The sequence below is a fragment of the Craterilacuibacter sinensis genome (assembly GCF_009831765.1).
Lineage (GTDB): Bacteria > Pseudomonadota > Gammaproteobacteria > Burkholderiales > Chromobacteriaceae > Craterilacuibacter > Craterilacuibacter sinensis.
Map to the genome: position 1 here is coordinate 167730 of NZ_WSSB01000008.1, position 21508 is coordinate 189237.

The following is a 21508-nucleotide window of genomic DNA, read 5'->3' on the forward strand; positions in this document are numbered from 1 at the left end:
GCTTATTGCTTGATCAGCTCCAGCGGTACCGGTACATATTTGTCCACGCTTTGGCCATCGATGATCTTCTTGGCCGTTTCCACGCCCATCTTGCCGATCAGCTCAGGCTTCTGCGCCACGGTTGCCGCCATGCGGCCAGCCTTGACGGCGGCTACAGCATCGGCGGTCGCATCAAAGCCCACGACAACTACGCCTTTGCGGCCGGACGAATCCAGCGCCTGCAACGCACCCAATGCCATTTCGTCGTTATGTGCGAACACACCGGCAACATTATTCTGGCTTTGCAGGATGTTTTCCATCACGCTCATGCCGCGGGCGCGGTCAAAGTCGGCAGGCTGTTTGGCCACCACCTTGATACCGGTTTCCTTGTCGATCACGTTATGGAAGCCCTTGCCGCGCTCGCGTGCAGCGGACGCACCGGCAATCCCTTCCAGCTCGACGATATTACCCTTGCCGGCCAGTTTTTCCTTGATGAACCCGGCAGCCATTTCGCCACCCGCCACGTTATCGGACGCGATATGCGCAGCTACATCGCCGCCATCAATCGAACGGTCCAGCGTGATCACCGGAATGCCCGCAGCGTTAGCCGCCTTCACCGCCGACAGCACGGCAGCTGAGTCGGTCGGGTTGATCATGATGACCTTGACCTTCTTCTGGATCAGGTCTTCGATACTGGCAATCTGCTTGGCCGGGTCATCCTGCGCATCGACCGCAACCAGATTCAGGCCCAGCGCCTTGGCTTCTTCTTCGGCGCCATGCTTGAGAGAGACGAAGAACGGGTTGTTCTGGGTCGATACAGCCAGACCTATGCTAGGCGCGCCCGACTCGGTTGCCGGTGCGGAAGCGTCTGCCATATTGGCCTCCGGTCCCTGCTTGCTGCAGCCGGTCGCCAGCATGGCGACCAGCGCCGTACCCAGCAGCGATTTCAGTAGCGTATTCATGCTCTATTTTCCTTGTGACTTGGTATGGATTTTATTGCGTCAGCGCGCCGCACGACGGTCAAGCAGCACCGCCAGCAGAATCACCGCACCCTTGATCACCTGCTGGTAGAAGGACGACACCTCCAGCAGGTTCAAACCGTTGTTGAGCACGCCGATCAGCAAGGCGCCGATCAAGGTGCCGACAATCCAGCCGCGACCGCCGGCCAGACTGGTGCCCCCCAAGACCACCGCCGCAATGGCATCCAGCTCATAGCCGGTGCCGGCTGTCGGCTGCGCCGAGTTCAGGCGCGAAGTCAGGATCAGGCCGGCCAGCGCCGACAAGAAGCCCGAGATCGCATAGATCATGATCTTGACGCGGTCCACGTGGACGCCGGAAATGCGCGAGGCTTCTTCGTTGCCGCCAACCGCATACACATGGCGGCCGAAGGCGGTACGCTTAAGGATGAACCACAGCACGCCAAAGGCGATAAACATGGTGATCACCGGCATCGGCACCAGCGCGCCCAGGTAGCCGTTACCCAGCATAAAGAAGAAATCGCTGTCGACGCCGGTCACCGGACGGCCGCCGGTATACACCAGCGCCAGCCCACGGAAGATGGTCATCGTTGCCAGCGTCACGATAAACGGCGCAAGCTTGCCCTTGGTAATGGCCAGACCGTTGAAAGCCCCCATCAGCGCGCCGCAGGCAAGACCGGCGAAGGTCGCCAGCACCGGGTCAGTACCCGATGCCATCAGCCCTGCGGTGACCGCACCGGACAAGGCCAGAATGGCCCCCACCGACAAATCGATACCACCGGACAGAATGACAAAAGTCATACCGAAGGCGATCAGCGCATTGATGGACACCTGGCGCATGACATTAAGCAAGTTGCCAACGGTGAGGAAGTTGTCGCTCATAATGGCGAGCACGACACAAAGACCGACCAGGCCCAACAACGGCCCTAGTTTGTGCAGCAGTTTTTTGGTTTGACTGACGGCCACTTAATACCCTCCGGTAGCCAGATGCATGATGGATTCCTGGCTGGCACCGGCAGTGGCAAGCTCGCCTGCCATCCGCCCTTCGTGCATCACCAGGATACGGTCGGAAATCCCCAGTACTTCAGGGAGTTCGGAAGAAATCACCACCACCGCCACGCCCTCGAAGGCGAGCTGGTTGATGATATGGTAGATCTCGGCCTTGCCGCCGATATCGACGCCACGGGTCGGCTCGTCGAGAATCAGCACGCGCGGCTTGAGGTTGAGCCACTTGGCCAGCACCACTTTTTGCTGATTGCCCCCGGACAGCGACTGCACTTCCAGTTCGGCATCGCGGGTGCGGATTTTCAGCATATCGATGCAGCGCGCGACCAGACTCTTCTCTTCGCTACGCGACACGATGCCGCTACGGCCATGGGTCGGCACCGCCGACAAGGTGATGTTCTCGCGCACCGACAACCCCAGTACCAGACCCTGCGCCTTGCGGTCTTCGGTGACGAAACCGACACCGTAGCCGATGGCATCGGCCGGCTTATTGATGCGCGCCTCCTTGCCGTCGACAAAGATCTTGCCGGACAGGCGCTTATTCAGGCCAAACAGGGTGCGGGCAATCTCGGTGCGCCCTGCCCCCATCAAGCCGGCAATCCCCAGCACTTCGCCTGCGCGCACGGAAAAATTGATGCCGGCAATATTGCCTTCATCACACAGGTTTTCTACCCGCAAGCGCTCGGCGCCATGGCTGACCTCGCGCTTGGGAAAGCGCTCGCCCAGTTCGCGCCCGACCATCATCTGCACCACGTGGTCAAGCGAGGTGTCGGCAATACGTTCGGTGCCGACAAACTCGCCATCACGCAATACCGAAATGCGGTCGCACAAGGCAAAGATTTCTTCCATGCGATGCGACACATAGACAATGCCGACACCGTCGGCGCGCAGTTCGCGAATCACGGCAAACAAGGCGTCGATTTCGCGTTCGGACAACGCAGCAGTCGGCTCGTCCATAATCAGCACGCGCGCGTTCAGAGACAAAGCACGGGCAATCTCGACCATCTGCTGCTGACCGATGGACAGGCTGCCAACCTCGGCATCCGGGTCCAGCTCCACCGCCAGACGCGACAGATATTCTTTCGCCAGCGCACGCATGCGTCCGGCGTTGAGAATGCCGCTAAACCCCAGTGTCTGTTCGCGCCCGAGAAACAGGTTCTCGGCCACCGACAGCTCGGGAATAAGGTTCAGCTCCTGATGCATGATGGCAATCCCCAGCGCCTCGGCCTGTCTGGGGTTGCGGATATCGACAGCTTCGCCAGCCACCCGGATGGAGCCGGCATCGGCCTGATACAGACCAGTCAGAATCTTCATCAGGGTGGACTTGCCGGCGCCGTTCTCGCCCATCAGCGCGTGAATTTCTCCGGCCGACAAAGAAAAAGCCACGTCTTTCAGCACCGTTACCGGCCCGAAAGACTTGGCAATACCGCTCATTTCTACCAGCGTGCTCACACTATCATCCTCAGAAAACCACGCCGGAATACAGAATCACATTGGCGTAGGGGCTGGCTTCACCAGTGCGAATTACCGCACGCGCCTGACGCGTCAGCGTCTTGAAGTCGGCATGACTGACCAGACGCACCGGAATACCGCCCTCGGTCAGGGCATCGATCTGGCCAGCCAGAGGCGGGTTGGCCTCACGGATTTCCCTGGCCATCAGCGCATGCTCGACCTGCATTTCCGACAGCACAACCGCCAGCGTATCGGTAAAGGAAGGTATGCCCTGCGTCAGCGCCAGATCGATGCGTTCGACCCCGGCCGGAATAGGCAGGCCGCAATCGGCGATCACAACGGCATCACCATGCCCCAGCTCGGCCAGCACCCTTGAGAGCTGTGCATTCAGGGTTCCGGTCTTTTTCATGAAACATCCTTGAGAAAAGCGTCGAGTTCATCCTGCTGCGGCATGCCGCCCTGAGCACCCAAACGGGTCACCGACAAGGCCGCCGCCGCGCAAGCCATGCGCATGGCAGGCTTCAGTCCCAAAGGCAGATAGGTTGCCAAGGCGGCATTAAAGGTATCCCCCGCACCGGTGGTATCCACCGCCGAAACGGTGAAGCCGGGCTGATGCACAAACGTGCCGTCGGCGGCAACGTGATAGGCGCCATGCTCGCCCTTGGTCATCACCACCTTGCCCGGCAAACGCTCCAGCATGTCCGGGAATGGCGTCGAGCCTGCATCCATCACGATAGACAGCTCGTGCTCGTTGGGGGTGAGATAGCTCACCTCATCCAGCAAGGCCGGCGGCAAATGTACGGCCGGCGCAGGGTTCAGGATCAGCGGCACGCCATGTTTTTTCGCCAGTGCGGCCGTGGCCGCCACCACGGCCAGCGGCACTTCCAGCTGCGTCAGCACCACATCGGCCGCGGCGATTTCAGCTTCGGCCGCCGCGACATGCTCGGGCGTCAGTGCATGGTTGGCACCGGCAATCACAATAATATTGTTTTCGGCACCACTGACCGTGATGCAGGCGACGCCGCTGGCGACGCCTTCAATGGTGTGGACATGGCGCGTATCGACGCCTTCCTTGTTCAGCCCGGCGACAAGGTCGCGGCCAAACAGATCGGAGCCAACGCAGCCCACCATCACCACTTCGGCTCCCAGGCGGCTGGCCGCCACGGCCTGATTCGCACCTTTCCCGCCGGGAAAGGTCGCAAAACGCTCGCCGCTCAAAGTCTCACCCGGTGCGGGGAAACGCGGGGCCAGCGCCACAAGATCCATATTGATACTGCCAACTACAACCAGCTTGGGCATAGCCTCTCCCTGTTCATCTGATAGGTTCGGGTTGAGGGTAAAAGCTAAAGGGTCGAATATTAAGATATTATTAATTTCATGCCAATCAAAAAGCAGCATTTAAACGCAATGATTGGCATATAACGCAAGTATTCGCACACTATTTAAGAAACAGACTGCCAAATGCACGACTGACTGCGCCAACTCAGCCTAAGCCGCCTTCTTCGGCCAAAGAAGTTGCATGGGCCGCAGTCACCACAAAATGGTCGAGTAAAGCAATATCGACCAGTTCGAGAGCCGACTTGAGCGTTTGCGTCAGCGCCCTGTCCGCCATCGAAGCCTCTGCACGACCGGATGGATGGTTATGCGCCACGATCAGGGCCGCCGCATTATGAAACAGGGCACGGCGTACAATCTCGCGCGGATAGACACGCGTCTCGGTCAGCGTGCCGCGAAACACTTCCTCCATCGCAATCACCTGATGTTGTGCATTAAGAAACAGCACAACAAACACCTCGATATCGCGCGAGCCTATGGCCAGGCGCAGATAACTGCGTACATCGGCCGGGCTGGACAAGGCATCGCACTTGGCAAGCGACTCGGCCAGCGCCCGTTGCGCCATCTCCTTTACCGCCATCAGTTGCGCATACTTGGCCTGCCCCAGCCCCGGATGGCGGACAAACTCGCTTTCACTGGCGGCAAACAAGGCCGAAATGGAACCGAAATGCAGCAACAAGCGCTGGGCCAGCGCCACGGCAGACACCCCTGCCATACCGGTGCGTAAAAAAATAGCCAACAGTTCGGCGTCCGACAAAGCGGCCGCGCCGCGCAATAGCAATTTTTCCCGCGGCCTGTCGTCGGCCGGCCAGTGGGCGATGGACATGGTGCGGCTCCACAAAGGCAATACCGTTTATTTGTAGCAGGCGCAGCCAAGCTCATGTCATCAAGCACCCAAGCCACACCATATTTCATGGCGAAATCCGGTAAACTTGGCCATTACCTCCCTAAAAAAGCAGACCACGCATGACTGCCAAACGCATTCTGCTGGGCGTGACCGGTGGCGTTGCCGCCTACAAGGCCGCCGAGCTTACCCGCTTGTTCGTCAAGGCCGGCCACCATGTAGAAGTGGTGATGACCGAGGCCGCCACCCGCTTTGTGACACCACTCACCTTTCAGGCGCTATCGGGACACGCTGTCTACACCGACTTATGGGACGAAAGACCGGCTGGCGGCATGGCGCACATCGATCTCTCCCGTCGCGCCGACCTGTTCCTGATCGCGCCGGCCAGTGCTGACACGCTGTTCAAACTGGCGCATGGCGCATGCGACAACCTGCTCTCCACCCTGGCGGCCGCCCGCACCTGCCCTTTGGCCGTCGCGCCGGCCATGAATCGCCAGATGTGGGAAAACGCGCCTAACCTGCGCAATGTCGCCCAGCTCAAAGCCGATGGCGTGACTATCTTAGGGCCGGCCTCGGGGGCGCAAGCCTGCGGCGAAACCGGTGCAGGGCGCATGCTGGAAGCGGAAGAGATTTTCGAGCTGGCGCTGGGGCTGTTTGAACGCAAACAGCTTGCCGGACAGCGGGTATTGATCACCGCCGGCCCGACTTATGAGCCGATAGACACCGTACGCGGCATTACCAATATCAGCTCGGGCAAGATGGGCTATGCACTGGCGCGTGCCTGTCGCGACGCCGGCGCCGAGGTGACACTGGTATCCGGCCCGACCGGCATGCCTGCGCCGCTGGGACTGGCCCGCATTGATGTACAAAGCGCTCGCGAAATGTACAACGCAGTACTGGCGCATGCCGGGCAATGCGATGTTTTTATCGGCGTAGCTGCGGTAGCCGACTATCGCGTCAAAAACCGTGCAGAACACAAGATCAAGAAGGGTGATGGCGCGCCGGCACTGGAGCTGGAAGAAAACCCCGACATTCTGGCCACCATCGCCGCCCTGCCCGCCGCGCCGTTTTGTGTAGGCTTTGCCGCCGAAAGCCAGAACCTGATTGCGTTTGCCGATGCCAAGCGCCGGCGTAAAAAGCTGCCCTTGCTGGTCGCCAACCTGGCCCAGCACGCCATGGGTGCAGACAGCAACGAAGTCACCCTGCTGGACGACGCCGGCGAGCATCCGCTACCCAGCATGGACAAGGCGGATGTCGCCCGCGCCATTGTGCAGCACCTGGCCAGCTTGCTGGCCCAAACCAAAAACCAATAAGGACAACACCATGCCATCCGTTATCGACATCAAAATTCTGGACTCGCGCCTGCAACAAAATCTGCCAGCTTACGCCACCCCTGGCTCCGCCGGCCTGGACCTGCGAGCCGCCATCGACCAGGATCTGCATATCCAGCCGGGCGAAACCCAGCTGATTCCGACCGGCATGGCAATCCATATCGCCGACCCCGGCCTTGCCGCCATGATCCTGCCGCGCTCCGGGCTGGGGCACAAGCACGGTATTGTGCTGGGCAATCTGGTGGGCCTGATCGACTCCGACTATCAAGGGCAACTGTTTGTCTCGGTATGGAACCGCGGGCATGAAGCTTTTTGCCTGGCCCCGCTGGAGCGCATCGCCCAGATGATTATCGTGCCGGTGGTGCAGGCCAGCTTCAATATCGTTGAAGAATTCGGCGACTCCGAACGCGGCGAAGGCGGCTTTGGCAGTACAGGTAAACATTAAGCCGGTAAAAATTCTGACAGCCCGATCGGGCTGTCTATACTGGCTAGGCCGCCTAAGCGGTGACGGATAGGAAAGGAAGGCGTTGTTGTGATCAGGTTGCGCGTAGTGCTGGCCGCAATGCTTGTGCTGTTTGCAAGTGTTGCCGTATCTGGATGCGCACACATGGACCCTCAACCAGTTAATTGGAGTACGGGCGGAGGCCCTGACAATCCTAGCTGAGGCAGAATCTGCCATCCCTTGTAACTTCTCCCGCCATGGCCGCCCTCAGGGGCGGCCATTTGGTTTTCAGCGCTGCAAAGTACGAATGCGCTCGGCGCGGCCGCGCAGCCACTCCAGCGTCAACAATAGAGCAATCGAAAACAGAATCAGCACCGTCGCTGCGGCGGCAATGGCCGGGCTGATGTTTTCCTTGATCCCGCTAAACATCTGCCGCGGCAAGGTCACCTGCTCGGGGCCAGCCAGAAACAGGGTCACCACCACTTCGTCAAACGATGTGGCAAAGGCAAACAGCGCCCCAGAAATCACCCCCGGCGCAATCAGCGGCATCACCACGCGGCGGAAGGTGGTCAGCGGCCCGGCGCCCAGATTGGCGCTGGCCTTCATCAGATTCACGTTAAAACCCTTGAGCGTTGCCGATACGGTAATGACCACGAACGGCACGCCCAATGCAGCATGCACCAGGATCAGGCCGAAGTAATTATTGGTCAGGCCCAGCGGCGCCATGAAGAGATACGCCCCCACACCGACAATCACCACCGGCACGACCATGGGCGAAATCAGGATGCTCATGATCAGCGACTTGCCGGGAAACTCGCTGCTGGTCAGTCCGACCGCCGCCAGCGTACCCAGCGCGGTCGCGATCAGGGTGGCCGCTGGCGCCACAATAAAGCTGTTCATCAGCGCCCGCGTCCATTCCCCGCTAGTGAAAAACTCCTCGTACCAGCGCAGCGACAATTCCTTGATCGGATAAACCAGGAAGGAGTCGGCCGAAAACGAAAGCGGAATGATGGCCAGCAAGGGGCTGACCAGAAAGACCAGCACCAGAATATTGAAGCCGCGAAACAGGTAGAACCAGACTCTTTCAACAGGGGATGCATAACTTGGCAACATGGTTTACCCCAGACTTAAGCGGTTAGCGCCGACCAGCCGGCTATACAAGCCGTACAGCAGCAAAGTAGCCAGCAGCAGCAAAGACCCCAATGCCGCAGCCATGCCCCAGTTGATCGTCACATTGGTGTAAAACGCGACGTAATAGCTGACCATCTGCTCCTGCGGACTCCCCAAAAGCGCAGGCGTGATGTAATAGCCTATGCACATGATAAAGACCAGCAAGGCACCGGCGGCCACCCCGGCAATGGTTTGCGGAAAGTAGATCTTCCAGAAAGCGGCAAACGGGTGATCGCCCAGCGAGATCGCGGCGCGCATATAACTGGGCGGTATGCTTTTCATCACGCTATAAGCCGGCAAAATCACAAAGGGCAGCAGGATATGCACCATGGCGATGTAGACGCCGGTGCGGTTGAATGCCAGCTCCAGCGGCGCATCCACGATGCCCAGCCAGAGCAGGGCACCGTTGACCAAGCCTTCGGACTGCAATAGCACGATCCACGAAGCCACCCGCACCAGCACCGAAGTCCAGAATGGCAGCAACACCAGGATCATCAGCAGATTGCTCTTGCGGGTCGGCAAGGTAGCCAGCCAGTAGGCCAGCGGATAGCCCAGTGCCAGGCACCACACGGTGACCCAGAAACTCATCCACAAGGTACGGCCAAAAATGGACAGGAAAGCGCGCTCGTCTTCCGGCACCAGCTCGGGCTTGCCGTCGGCCCCCTGGCGCAGGTCCAGCGAACTCATCAGATAGTAGGGCGTCCAGCTGCTGCCGTTACGTGCGATCACTTGCCAGTGGCTGACATCGCCCCAGCGCTCGTCCAGCGCAATAAAGGCGTCGCGCGTGCTTTGCCCGGCCTCGGGCGCAAGCGGTATCTTGCGGGCGGTCTTCTGCAGCAGGGAGCGGAAACCGCTCTGCTCCATATTCAGGCGCTTGGCGGCATCGGGAACCGTTTTTTCGGCCTGGGCGCGCTGCAGGTCGCGCGATAGCGCATCATAGACGGCAACGGCCGGCAGACTCTTGCCATCCCAGGGCTTCAGAGCCTGTGTCGTTTCGCGCAGCACGCTGACTACCTCCGGGTTGTCGACACTGCGTGTCAGCAAGGTGGCAATCGGCACCAGAAAGGTCAGCAACAAAAACAGCGCCAGCGGCAACACCAGCAGCAAGGCCTTAAGCTGGCGCATACGCCGCTGTTGCTGCAAGCGCGTCTTGAGCGGCACGCCATCTGCCGCCGTAAGCGGCGTATTCATGGAAAAGCTTTCAGACATGGGAATACCCGACAGGATCAGGGCGCCTTAACGACACCGCCAAAACGGCCGCAGCCTATGCTGCGGCCGGCCTTGAATCAACGCGCAGCCCAAGCGTTGAAGCGCTGTTCCAGATCCTCGCCGTTATCTACCCAGAAGCCGACATCAATCGCCAGCGCGCCCTTCAGGTTGGCAGGATCAGTCGGCAAGTTGGCGGCGACTTTGGCCGGCAACAGCTTGATAGCCTTGGTATTGGTCGGGCCGTACGCAATCTGGCTGGCGTAGTTCTTTTGCTGCTCCGCCTTGCTGGCAAAGGCGATGAACTGGGTCGCCTCGGCCGATTTGGCACTCTTGGGAATGGCCCAGGAATCAACGTCGTAAATGCTCTGGTTCCACACCACCTTCAGGTTCTTGCCGTCTTTTTGTGCAGCATCGATGCGGCCGTTGTAGGCCGAGCTCATCACCACATCACCGGAAGCCAGGAACTGCGGCGGCTGCGCACCGGCTTCCCACCACTGGATATGCGGCTTGAGCTGGGTCAGCATCTTGAAAGCGCGGTCAACACCGGCCTTGGTGCCCAACACCTTGTACACCTGATTGGCCGGCACGCCATCGGCCATCAGCGCAAACTCCAGCGTGTACTTGGCCCCCTTGCGCAGGCCACGCTTGCCCGGGAATTTTTTCACATCCCAGAAATCTTTCCAGCTGGTCGGTGCCACCTTGAGCTTGTCGGCGTTGTAGGCCATTGCCGTCGACCAGACAAAAATACCCACGCCGCACTCGGACACCGCCGGTTTGACGAAATCGGCCTTGTTACCCACCTTGGCCCAGTTAATTTTCTCGAACAGCCCTTCCTCACAACCGCGCAACAGCTCCGGTGACTCGACTTCGACCACATCCCATGTCGCCTTGCCAGCATCCACCATGGCCTTGATCTTGGCCATTTCGCCGTTGTAATCACCGGCGGTCACCTCAATGCCGCTGGTCTTTTCAAACGGCTGGTAAAAAGCCACTTCCTGTGCCGCCTTGTTGGCGCCACCAAAAGAAATCACGGTAATCGACTTGCCGGCCAGGGCCGGCAAGGCAAAACCGGCGATCACGGCCAGTGCCACACTTTTCTTGATCATATTCATTGCTCTCTCCTTGCTGTTGTTTGGTTTTGTACTTATTTTTTCCCGCCACTCAGGCTGCCAGCGCATCCAGCGCCCGCACATCGCGTGCCATCCAGCCTACATCCATCATGTCGCCCACCTGCCAGGCGGCATCGACTTCACCCACCGGCACCTTGACGATAAAGCCGCCCTGCCCGGCCACCTCCATGCGCAAGCGCACGTGATCGCCCAGATAGATAAACTCCATCAGCCTGGCTTGCAGCCGGTTTTCACAGCCAGCAGCCGCTGCATTCAGACGCACCCGCTCCGGACGAACCGACATCGATGTCACCTCGCCCGAGCCAAGCATGGCCACACGCCGCGCCTTGACCAGTGCACCATCATGCAGGCGTACATCGCACAGCTCGCCAGCCAGATCTACCACTTCACCACGCAGGGTATTGTTTTCGCCGATAAAGTTGGCCACAAAAGAGTTGGCCGGCGACTCGTACAAAGTACTGGCGGTGTCGATCTGCTGGATAATGCCATCCTTGAATACGGCGACGCGGTCGGACATGGTCAGCGCCTCGCCCTGGTCATGGGTGACATACACCACCGTCACGCCCAGACGCTCATGCAGATGCTTGATTTCCAGCTGCATATGCTCGCGTAACTGCTTGTCCAGCGCACCCAAGGGCTCATCCATCAATACCAGCTTGGGCTCGAACACCAGCGCCCGTGCCAGTGCGACACGCTGCTGCTGGCCACCGGAGAGTTGCCCCGGGTAGCGGTGACCCAGACTCTCCAGCCTGACCATGGCCAGCCCGTTTTTGACCCTGTCGGCAATCTCGCTCTTGCCCATCTTGCGCAAGGTCAAGGGATAGGCAAGGTTCTCCGCCACCGTCATATGCGGAAACAGCGCATAGTTCTGGAACACCATGCCGATATTGCGTTTATGTGGCGGGATATGGTTGAGCAGCTTGCCATCGAAATGGATTTCGCCGTGGCTGGGCGTCTCGAAGCCGGCCAGCATCATCAGGCAAGTAGTTTTGCCCGAACCGGAGGGGCCGAGCAGAGTCAGGAATTCGCCACGGCGGATGTCTAGATCCAGATTTTTGACAATCAATGATTCGCCGTCGTAGCTTTTTTGTACGCCACGAAAACTGACCAGTACTTCATCCGCCATGCTGTCTCCCGTCTTATTTATTCCGCAAGGCGGAACTTAGTTTTACTTTTATAAAAGCTACCGCCAGCACAACCCCAAGTAAAGAGCCTTTACTCCATTACGGGAGTAATGCCTGAAAACTGTTGCATAATTGTCAGAAACAGCGACTTCAGAGACACGACAATAAAAAAGGGCCTGCTCTTTCGAGCAGGCCCTTGCCTTTGATGCCGGGTCACCCCGGCTTATTCGCTTAACTCAGCAAATGGTTGTTCAGCTCGCGCATGCCGGCCGAAAGCATGGCCAGATCCAGCAATTCGAAGGTTTGCAGTTCGGCAAACATCTGCTGACACTGCTCGACATTCACCGCACGCGCCTCCAGCCAGCAATGGGCAAAATCGCCTTCAATCCCAGCATCCAGCGCCATGCGCGTCAGGCGACGATGCATGCGGTACAGGTCGTCGCGCAAGGCCGAACGTGCCAGCGATTGCCAACGGTTTTCGCGCGGCAAGCGGGTGATCGCGTCACACAGCCAGTCCAGCTGCAATTCGCGTCCCAGCGTGAAATAACCGGCCGCCAGATCTTCCAGCGCCCTGTCACTGCCCTCGCCGATTTCGATGATATCCATCAGCGGCACGGCAAATGCCAGACGCGCAAGCACCTGCGCCAACTGTTGCGGCATACCCTCTACCGCCATGCGCGCTTCCAGTGCAGCCACTTGCGGGTAAACCGTCGCATCGATCAGCTGCGGCAGGCTTTGCAGCAGGGCCTGCACCTTGTCGGCATAGCGTTCGATCTGTGCGCTCACCGCGCCAAACGGACGGCGGTTACGCAACACCCAGCGCGTGACACGCTCGATCAGGGTACGCACCAGCACCATCATCTCGACCTGCAACTCGGCCGGTACGCGGTTATCCAGCGCCTCGATTTCACACCACAACTTCTCGGCGTCAAAGACATGGCTGGCAATCCACCAGGCGCGCGCGATATCGCAAGCCGGCAGCGGGGTTTCTTCCTTCAGGCGGAACATGAAGGTCGTACCCATGCGGTTGACGATACGGTTGGCCAGCTGGTTGGCAATGATTTCGCGCTTGAGATAGTGCGACTTCATCGCTTCGCCAAAGCGCACCTTGAGCGGCCCGGGGAAGTAATCGACCAGAATCGGCAGAAAGTCAGCATCGTCCGGCAGATCGGAGGCCAGCAGCGCCTGATCCAGCGTGATCTTGCTATAGGCCAGCAAGACTGCCACTTCCGGCGTAGTCAGGCCAGATCGCAAGGCGCGACGCTCGGCCAGTTGGGCATCAGTCGGCAGATATTCCAGCGCACGGTTGATCTCGCCGGCTTTTTCCATCGCCAGCATCATGCGCGTCTGCGCACCCAGCATCTGCGGTGCATTCAGGCGATTGACCGCCAGAATCTGCGTCTGCAGATAGTTGTTGCGCAATACCAGATGGCCGACTTCATCCGTCATTTCCGCCAGCAGTTCATTCCGCTGCTTAAGGGTCATATCGCCCTGCTGCATCACGCCACCCAGCAGGATCTTGATATTCACCTCATGGTCGGAGCAGTCAACGCCGGCCGAGTTGTCGATCGCGTCGGTGCAGATCAGGCCTCCCTTGAGGGCAAACTCGATACGGCCTTTTTGCGTACACCCCAGATTGCCGCCCTCGCCCACCACCTTGACATTGAGCTCGCTGCCGTTGACGCGCAATGCATCGGTCGCACGGTCGCGCACATCGGCGTGGCTCTCGCTCGTTGCCTTGACATAAGTACCGATACCGCCGTTGTAAAGCAGGTCGGCCTCGGCCTGGAGGATCTCGTGGATCAGCTCGGATGGCGCCATGCTCTCGCGCTCGGTCTTAAGCCATGTACGCACTTCGGCCGACAGCGGGATGGACTTGGCTGAACGCTCGAAGATGCCGCCGCCGGCCGAAATCAGCTCGCGCTGGTAATCGGTCCACGACGAACGCGGCAGATTAAACAGGCGGGCGCGCTCGGCAAAGCTGATGCTGGCTACCGGGTTCGGATCAAGGAAAATATGCAGATGATTGAACGCGGCCTTCAGGCAGATATGCTCGGACAAAAGCATGCCATTGCCGAAGACATCACCGGCCATATCGCCAATACCGATCACGCTAAAGTCTTCACGCTGGATATCCTTGCCCAGATGGCGGAAGTGGCGCTTGACTGCTTCCCATGCCCCGCGTGCGGTAATGCCCATGCCCTTGTGGTCGTAACCGGCCGAGCCGCCGGAGGCAAATGCGTCGCCCAGCCAGAAGCCGTACTGTGCCGAAACGCCGTTGGCGATATCGGAGAAGCTGGCCGTCCCCTTGTCGGCAGCCACCACCAGATAGGGATCATCCGCATCCAGACGTACCACCTGCTGTGGCGGCACGATCTGCCCGCTCACCAGGTTATCGGTCAAGTCGAGCAAGGCCGAGATGAACAGTTTGTAGCAGGCAATGCCCTCGGCCATAAAGGCCTCGCGTTCGGAAGCCGCCGGCAATTGCTTGCAGACGAAGCCACCCTTGGAGCCCATGGGCACAATCACCGAGTTCTTCACCATCTGTGCCTTGACCAGACCCAGTACCTCGGTACGGAAATCTTCCATACGGTCAGACCAGCGCAAACCGCCACGCGCGACCTTGGAGCCGCGCAAATGTACGCCCTCGACACGCGGACTGTATACCCAGATCTCGAACAACGGGCGCGGCTGCGGCAGGAACGGTATCGCTGCGGACTCGAGCTTGAACGACACATAGGACTTGGTCTGTCCCTCTGCATCCGCCTGCCAGAAATTGGTACGGCGGGTCGCCATAATCACGGTCAGGAAACCGTTGAGAATGCGGTCCTCGTCCAGATTGGACACCTTGTCCAGCATGCCCTTCAGTTCGCTGCACAATGCCTCGGCCCGCGCGCTATCCTGCTGTGCCGGCGCCAGTCTGGCTGCGAACAGTTCGACCAGCTTGCGGGTAATCTGCGGGTAATTGGCTACGCACTGTTCGATATAGGCCTGGCTGAAAGTCAGGCCGGCCTGGCGCAGATACTTGGCCAGCGCACGCACCAGTGTAATTTCACGCCAGTTAAGCCCGGCCAAGAGTGCCAGACGGTTGAAACCGTCGCTCTCGCAACGCCCGGCAAAGACCTCGGCCAGCAGCTGCTGGAAGTCCTGCTGGACGTCTTCATCCGCCATCTGCGCATAGGCTGCGCCCAGCTCCAGACCGAAATCGGAAATCCACACCATGCGGCCATCGGCACGCTCGATACGGTAGGGATGCTCGTCCTGCACCTTGACGCCCATGTTCTCCAGAATGGGCATGCTGGCCGACAGGCCCAGCGGCGCACCACTGCGGAACAGTTTCAGGTTGAACTGCTGGGAAGCACGATGAAAGGGGCGATACAGCTTGATCGCCAGCGGCTGTTCGCTGCTGACCTGCGTAATATGCTGGATATCATGCACGGCACTGCGCACACTGAATTCTTCGCGGTAAGCCAGCGGGAATGCCGACTGGTAGAGGCCGAACAAGGCATTACCCTGCTCTTCGCCATGCGCTTCGGTCAGTTGCACCGACAACTCGTCAACCCAGCCGCGCACAACGCGGGCAATTTCCTGCTCGACATCGCTCTCGCGATACGCCGGCAAGTCTGCAGCCTGGGTACGGATAATGTAATGCACCCGCGCCAGCACGCCGTCACCGATTTGCACGCTGAACTCGGCCGCATTGCCGTTAAAGGCCGCCAGCAATACTTTCTCGATTTTGAGCCGGACTTCAGTGCTAAAGCTGTCACGCGGCACATACACAAGACAGCTGACATAACGATGGTATCTATCCTTGCGCACAAACAGGCGCACGCGCGGACGCTCCTGCAGATTGACGATGCCCTCGGCAATCGGCAGCAGGGTTTCCGCTTCGATCTCGAACAACTCGTCACGCGGATAGGTTTCCAGCACAAAACCCAGGGTCTTGGCCTTGTAACTGTTGTCGACAAAGTCGCAACTCTCGGTCACATAGGCCAGCTTCTCGCGCAGGATAGGAATCTCCTGCAGCGGCGCCTGATAGGCGCTGGCGGTATACAAGCCCAGCAAGCGCGATTCGCCCACCACTTCACCGGCGGCGTTAAAACGCTTGATGCCGACAAAGTCCATATACGCCGGACGATGGATGATGGAGCGCGACTGCGACTTGTTCAGCACGATGCGCTGCGGCAGATGCGCCAGCTCGCGCAGCGCTTGCGGCAGCGCTTCGAAACTGGCGGAATACTCCTTGCTACCCTGGTCTTCCAGTATGCCCAGGCCCGAATCCTTGACGATCTTCAGACTGTCCTTGCCGTCACGCTTGACCAGGTCGTAGCTGCAGTAACCCATAAACAGGAAATGATTGGCTGCCATCCACTCGAGAAAAGCCCGTCCCTCCTGCCCCTGCTCGCCTTGCCCGGCCAGCTCTTCGCATAGGGCGCTCACTCGCTCACGCATCACCGGCTCATCGCGCACCACCAACTGGATGCTGGCCAGCACCTGCGTCAACTCTTGCTGCAAAGCATGCAGTCGCGTCTCGTCGCTGACGCGATCCATCTGCACATGAATCAGCGACTCCAGCGGCAAGCTGCGGTCTTCAGTGCGCTTAAGCGCTTGCAACTGGCCTGAGGCATCACGCGCCACCGCGACCACCGGGTGTACCAGCAAATGCAGGTTCAGGCTATGGCGCGCCAGGAACATCGCGACCGAGTCGATCAGGAAAGGCATGTCGTCGTTAACGATCTCGATCACGCTATGCGTGCTTTGCCAGCCATCACGCTCGAAATCCGGATTGTAAATACGGACTTTGACCTGCCCTGGCTGGCGCTGCCCGGCAAACTCGTAATGCGCCATCGCGACACCGACCAGATCCAGCGCACTCTGGCGCGACAGGTCGGCATACTCGGTTTCTTCGAAATAGATAGGGAAAAAAGGAAGCAGTTGATCGGACTCGGCAGAAGAGAGCTTCTGTCTGGCCAGTCCCTGGATATCGGCAATCAGGCGGACAAGTTCGGTCTTGTTGCTAAACGACATGGAGCTTCCCTTTGTTGTATGGTCACTGGGTAGTGTCGACGCATTGTAGATGCTGCCCCAATAAGCGCATTCTTGTTTTGCGACACGCATGTATACATACCCAGAAGTGCAATTCGTACGCATGAATGCTAACCATAGCCAAAGACCGATGAAACTTCGTGCCCGACAAAGCGTGATACATACCCACACAGGGAATAACGCGTTAAAATCGCCGCCCCTGAGCTGTCCAGAATCAATAGCCCCGTTCAAGACAAATGGCACAAGCCGGATCAATATGGAGATAGAATGAGACGTTTTTCCGGCCTGCTGGCGTGGCTCTGGCTACTGCCGACCATCGCCTATGGGGCACCCGTCCTACGCTTCGGTGTCGATCTCAACTACCCTCCCTTTTCCTGGCAGGACAAACAGGGGCAAGCGCAAGGTTTCGATATCGACATCGCCTATGCACTGTGTCAGGCGCTTGAAGTACGCTGCCTGATCGTCCCTCAGGATTGGGATGGCTTGATCCCGGCACTCAAGGCAGGAAAATTCGATGCCATCCTGTCATCCATGCAGATCACGCCGGAACGCATGCGCCAGGTTGACTTCAGTGACAAGTATTACAACATGCCCAGTCGGCTGATCAGCCGCAAACATGGCCAGACAGAGGCCGGCACGTGGCGCGCTAAGCGCATCGGTGTACTGGAATCCTCGACTCAGGAAAACTTTGCCCGTGCGCGCTGGGGCAAACAGCAAGCCAGAATCATCAGCTATAGCGAAATCAGCGATGCCTTCCTTGCCTTGCAGCAAGGCAAGCTTGATGCCGTATTTGTCGATAGTGCAGTAGGCGAGCAGGCGTTTCTAAGCACGCAAGATGGACGCGATTTTGCCTTCACCGGCGACAGTTTTTCCGATCCGGCCTACTTTGGCCCGGGAGCCGGCATTGCCGTGAAGAAGGGAAACCATGCCTTAAGGCTCAAACTGAATCAGGCATTGCAAAAAATCAGACAAAACGGGCGCTATCATAAAATACAAAACAAATATTTCGGCTTCGATATCTACGGCGACAGGCCACAAGCTAAAGTGATCGCACCGGAAACAACACATTAAACGTACAATAGTCGTATTACCTTGTCGCAAGGCTGAACTAGCAGGCAAGCTTGATCCTTAACCAATGCTCACACCGGTTACCCCGAATTCATGGTTTCCCCTAAGTCACAGGCAAATAAACAGCTACGTTACGGCTTCCTGCTGCTTCCGAATGCTTCGATGGCTAATCTGGCCATTGCCACGGAAGTACTGGTCGCAGCCAATCAGCTGGCAGAAAAACGCTGTTATGAGTATCTGACTCTCTCGCTCGATGGTGCAGCGGTAACGCTGCTCAACGGCCAAAAGCTGGAGGTTGATCTTCCCCTGCTCAACGCGCCACGACTGGATGCCCTGTTTGTCTTGGCTGGCGATACACATGGGGAAATAGCGGTAGAAGAACTGGCGCGTGCCGCCGCCCTGCCCGGCAACGACAAGATGCTGATTGTCGGTATCGGCTGCGGCAGCTACTGGCTGGCTCGCGCCGGGCTCTTGTCCGGCTATCGCGCCACCATACACTGGCAAGAAATCAACCGCCTGACCGACGAGTTTTCCGATGTTATCGTGTCCGGAAATCTCTATGAAACCGACCGCAACCGTGCCAGCTGCGCCGGTGGCGCGGCTACGCTGGATTTTATGGTGACGCTTGTTTCCGGACTGCTGGGCAGCGAGTTTGCCTCGCGCCTGTCCGAACTTTTCAGCATGGAACGTATCCGTCCGGGCAACGAACGCCAGCGTATTCCGCTGGTCACCCGTATCGGCGGCAGCCAGCCCAAGCTAACCGAAGCGGTCAGTCTGATGGAAGCCAATATCGAAGAGCCGCTGTCAACCGATGATATTGCATTTTATGTCGGCGTTTCGCGCCGCCAGCTTGAACGTCTGTTCAAGCAATACTTGAGTACCGTTCCATCCAAGTACTATCTCGAACTGCGCTTGAACCGTGCCCGGCAATTGCTGCAACAAACCTCCAAGTCCATCGTACAAATCGGTCTTGCTTGCGGTTTTTCCAGCGGGCCGCACTTCTCCAGCACCTATCGCAGCCACTTCAATATCACGCCGCGCGAAGAGCGCTCGCAGCGTGCCTTGCACCATGTAGCAGCGCAATCCTGACGCCTGTGATGCGCGTGGGCAGCGCAGCAAGCGCGACGCCCGCTCAGGAGGTTCCCAATGCGGTCGCATCCTGCGGCAGCGTCAGTTCTTCCTGCAGACGGGCGCGCTCCAGATGGCTGCCCTCGATCTGCTTGGTCGAGCTAATACCCAGTTCCTTAAGCTGCCCGGCCTTGCCTATCATATTGTTGTTGCCATGGCTTAGGCGCCGGTTAGCCGATTCAAAACTGTCCTGAGCCTGACGCAAACGCGTACCCAGCTTGTCAAAGTCGGCAACAAACGCGCAGACGCTTTCATACAACTGGGTACCACACTTAACAATGGCCTCGGTCTGGCGGTTGCGCTTCTCCTGTCGCCACAGGTGGGACACGGTACGCACGACCGACATCAGCGTGGATGGGCTGACCAGCAGCACATTTTTATCCCAGGCCTCGCGGAACAACTCCCTGTCCTGTGTCACCGCCAGCATAAAGGCAGGCTCGACCGGCAGGAACATCAACACAAAATCAATCGCATCCAGCCCGTGCAGCTTCTGGTACTCGCGTAACGACAGACCCTTGAGGTGGCTGCGCACCGAGGCTAAGTGGGCGGCCAGCGCGATAGTACGCTCGGCATCGGTTTCTGCCGCCACATAACGGGTGTAATCGACCAGCGACACCTTGGCATCGATCACCAGATTCCGCCCTTCGGGCAAGCGCAGCACCACGTCCGGCTGCGCCCGGCTGCCATCGTCACGCGTATAACTTGCCTGCTCGAAAAACTCGACACCGGCACTCAAGCCCAATTGCTCGAGCAAATCCTTGAGAATCAGTTCGCCCCAGTTCCCTTGTGCTTTATTGTCGCCCTTGAGCGCACGGCTCAGGTTTCTGGCTTCCTGGCTCAACGTCTTGTTAAGGCTGGCCAGCATTTCGACCTGGCTTTTCAGCTCGCTACGCCCCTTGCCTTCCTCTACATAGACCTGCTCGACCTTGGCCTTGAACCCGTCAATCTGGGTCTTAAGCGGGCCGAGTAAAGTATCGAGGTTCTGTTGATTCTGCTCGGCAAAACGCTGACTTTTGGCTTCAAAAATCTGCTGAGCCAGATTTTCAAACTGGGTAGACATGGCTTCTCGCGCTTCGGCAAGCAAGGCCAGCTGTTTGCCGGCACTCTCGCGATCCGCATCCAGCTGGGTTTTTAATGCAGCCAGCTCGCTTTCCAGCGCATGACGCGCAAGTGCGGCACTGTCCCGCTGCGCTTGCATCAGTGCCAGACGCTCAGCCAGACCCTGGCTATCGGTTTGCGCAGAGGCAAGCATCGCCTTGGCTCGCCCCAATTCTTCACGCAGCGTAGCCTGTTGTGTTGCCAGATCATCACGCGCACTCACAGCCGCCTTCAGTTGCGCGGGCACTTCAAGCAGGGACTCAAGCCGCCCCTGCAAAGCGGCCTGACTGGCTCCAGCATCAGACAAAGCCTGTTGCATGGTCGCAAGCTCGGACTCCAGGCCTTCGCGACGCCGGCCGGCCTCGGCCTGTTGCTGCAGCAACTGTTCCTGCGCCTCTTGCAGCGCCTGTAGCCTCGCGGAGGTTCCGGCATGGCGTTCGCGCTCGGCAGACAAGGCGGCAGCATACTGCTGGCAAGACTTGCGCTCACTCGCCATCGCCTGCTCATAGGCCGATAGCTGCGACTGCAGGACAGGCACTTGGCGCGCCCTCTCCTCGAACTGTACGCGTGCCTGCAGTTGCCCTTCCAATAAGCCTGTTACACGGACAAGCTCAAACTGCCCTTGCTCGATCTCATCCTGGGCCTTAGCCAACTGTGCCTGTTGTGCAGCTATCTGCTGCACCTGCAATGCCATCTCGGTTGCCGACATGGCCGTGGCCTGCTCGACTGCGGCCGAAATTTTACTCCGCCCCAGCATCAGGGAGAGCGCAATACCGGCAAATAAACCCAGGAATACGGCCAGTAACAAAACTGCACTTTGCACAATTTCTCCCCAAAGATAAGCCGAATTTAGTTGCTCAGTTTAACAGCAATTAAAACATTCATTTCTGCAGACCCAAAAACGCAGCAAAGCAGAACGCAAAAACCCCCGACCTTTAATCAAGGTCGGGGGTTTTCTAATGGGGCGTCTGGCGGTGTCCTACTTTCACATGGCGAATGCCACACTATCATCGGCGCTAAGGTGTTTCACGGTCCTGTTCGGGATGGGAAGGCGTGGGACCACCTCGCTATGGCCACCAGACATTAACTTGTCAAATTGTAGAAACCGAAATTAAACACCCAGCGCTTATATCTGGATGCCTTGGTAGAAGTATTGCTTCGCAACTCTGC

The 21508-nt window shown here is 58.6% G+C and carries 16 protein-coding genes and 1 rRNA gene; 4 read left to right on the forward strand and 13 right to left on the reverse strand.

From position 1 onward, the window contains the following. Positions 1 to 2: 2 nt before the first annotated feature. The 6 genes from rbsB to radC form a co-directional block, all read right to left on the reverse strand. Entirely contained in the window at positions 3 to 941 is a 939-nt protein-coding gene (rbsB, locus tag GQF02_RS10370) for a ribose ABC transporter substrate-binding protein RbsB (protein ID WP_124736634.1), read from the reverse strand. 39 nt (positions 942 to 980) lie between these two features. Continuing rightward, positions 981 to 1922: an ABC transporter permease gene (locus GQF02_RS10375; RefSeq protein WP_249616089.1), complete on the reverse strand. Its 942-nt coding sequence runs from the start codon at positions 1920 to 1922 to the stop codon at positions 981 to 983. Then, positions 1923 to 3395 (reverse strand): sugar ABC transporter ATP-binding protein, encoded by a 1473-nt coding sequence (locus GQF02_RS10380; protein ID WP_124736641.1) that lies wholly within the window; start codon positions 3393 to 3395, stop codon positions 1923 to 1925. 28 nt (positions 3396 to 3423) lie between these two features. Beyond that, complete coding sequence (rbsD, locus tag GQF02_RS10385; protein WP_124736633.1) at positions 3424 to 3822, reverse strand: D-ribose pyranase; 399 nt, start codon at positions 3820 to 3822, stop codon at positions 3424 to 3426. Next, positions 3819 to 4712, reverse strand: a complete 894-nt coding sequence (gene rbsK, locus GQF02_RS10390; RefSeq protein ID WP_160796906.1) for a ribokinase — start codon at positions 4710 to 4712, stop codon at positions 3819 to 3821. The genes rbsD and rbsK overlap by 4 nt, the downstream gene beginning before the upstream one ends. Before the next feature lie 184 nt (positions 4713 to 4896). Next, positions 4897 to 5574 (reverse strand): RadC family protein, encoded by a 678-nt coding sequence (radC, locus tag GQF02_RS10395; RefSeq protein WP_160796908.1) that lies wholly within the window; start codon positions 5572 to 5574, stop codon positions 4897 to 4899. 140 nt (positions 5575 to 5714) lie between these two features. On the opposite strand from radC, the gene coaBC reads away from it, so the two are divergent. Both coaBC and dut read left to right on the forward strand, forming a co-directional pair. Continuing rightward, positions 5715 to 6905, forward strand: coding sequence for a bifunctional phosphopantothenoylcysteine decarboxylase/phosphopantothenate--cysteine ligase CoaBC (gene coaBC, locus GQF02_RS10400; protein ID WP_124736630.1), 1191 nt, complete (start codon positions 5715 to 5717; stop codon positions 6903 to 6905). A 10-nt stretch (positions 6906 to 6915) separates the two neighbouring features. Then, positions 6916 to 7368, forward strand: a complete 453-nt coding sequence (dut, locus tag GQF02_RS10405; RefSeq protein WP_160796910.1) for a dUTP diphosphatase — start codon at positions 6916 to 6918, stop codon at positions 7366 to 7368. A gap of 285 nt (positions 7369 to 7653) precedes the next feature. Here the strand turns inward: dut and GQF02_RS10410 are convergent, their stop codons facing one another. The 5 genes from GQF02_RS10410 to GQF02_RS10430 all read right to left on the reverse strand — a co-directional run bounded on the left by GQF02_RS10410 (position 7654) and on the right by GQF02_RS10430 (position 17026). Beyond that, the gene (locus GQF02_RS10410) at positions 7654 to 8478 is read right to left on the reverse strand and encodes an ABC transporter permease (protein WP_124736628.1); all 825 of its coding nucleotides are present in this window, start codon (positions 8476 to 8478) and stop codon (positions 7654 to 7656) included. Positions 8479 to 8481: 3 nt separating this feature from the next. Continuing rightward, positions 8482 to 9744 carry an ABC transporter permease gene (locus GQF02_RS10415; RefSeq protein WP_160796912.1) on the reverse strand — a complete coding sequence of 421 codons (1263 nt, stop codon included), beginning with the start codon at positions 9742 to 9744 and terminating at the stop codon, positions 8482 to 8484. A 77-nt stretch (positions 9745 to 9821) separates the two neighbouring features. After that, entirely contained in the window at positions 9822 to 10856 is a 1035-nt protein-coding gene (locus tag GQF02_RS10420) for an ABC transporter substrate-binding protein (protein WP_124736626.1), read from the reverse strand. Between the two features lie 49 nt (positions 10857 to 10905). Next, positions 10906 to 12000: an ABC transporter ATP-binding protein gene (locus GQF02_RS10425; RefSeq protein ID WP_160796914.1), complete on the reverse strand. Its 1095-nt coding sequence runs from the start codon at positions 11998 to 12000 to the stop codon at positions 10906 to 10908. Positions 12001 to 12229: 229 nt separating this feature from the next. Continuing rightward, positions 12230 to 17026, reverse strand: a complete 4797-nt coding sequence (locus GQF02_RS10430) for an NAD-glutamate dehydrogenase (protein ID WP_160796916.1) — start codon at positions 17024 to 17026, stop codon at positions 12230 to 12232. 285 nt (positions 17027 to 17311) lie between these two features. On the opposite strand from GQF02_RS10430, the gene GQF02_RS10435 reads away from it, so the two are divergent. Together GQF02_RS10435 and GQF02_RS10440 are read left to right on the forward strand one after the other, a co-directional pair. Continuing rightward, positions 17312 to 18115, forward strand: coding sequence for a transporter substrate-binding domain-containing protein (locus GQF02_RS10435; protein ID WP_160796918.1), 804 nt, complete (start codon positions 17312 to 17314; stop codon positions 18113 to 18115). Positions 18116 to 18274: 159 nt separating this feature from the next. Then, on the forward strand, positions 18275 to 19201 hold the full coding sequence (locus tag GQF02_RS10440) for a GlxA family transcriptional regulator (protein WP_235930146.1): 927 nt from the start codon (positions 18275 to 18277) through the stop codon (positions 19199 to 19201). 43 nt (positions 19202 to 19244) lie between these two features. On the opposite strand, the gene rmuC is transcribed toward GQF02_RS10440, so the two are convergent. Together rmuC and rrf are read right to left on the reverse strand one after the other, a co-directional pair. After that, positions 19245 to 21161, reverse strand: a complete 1917-nt coding sequence (gene rmuC / locus GQF02_RS16160) for a DNA recombination protein RmuC (RefSeq protein ID WP_160796920.1) — start codon at positions 21159 to 21161, stop codon at positions 19245 to 19247. Between the two features lie 143 nt (positions 21162 to 21304). Further along, a 5S ribosomal RNA gene (gene rrf / locus GQF02_RS10450) occupies positions 21305 to 21419 on the reverse strand. Positions 21420 to 21508 lie beyond the last annotated feature (89 nt).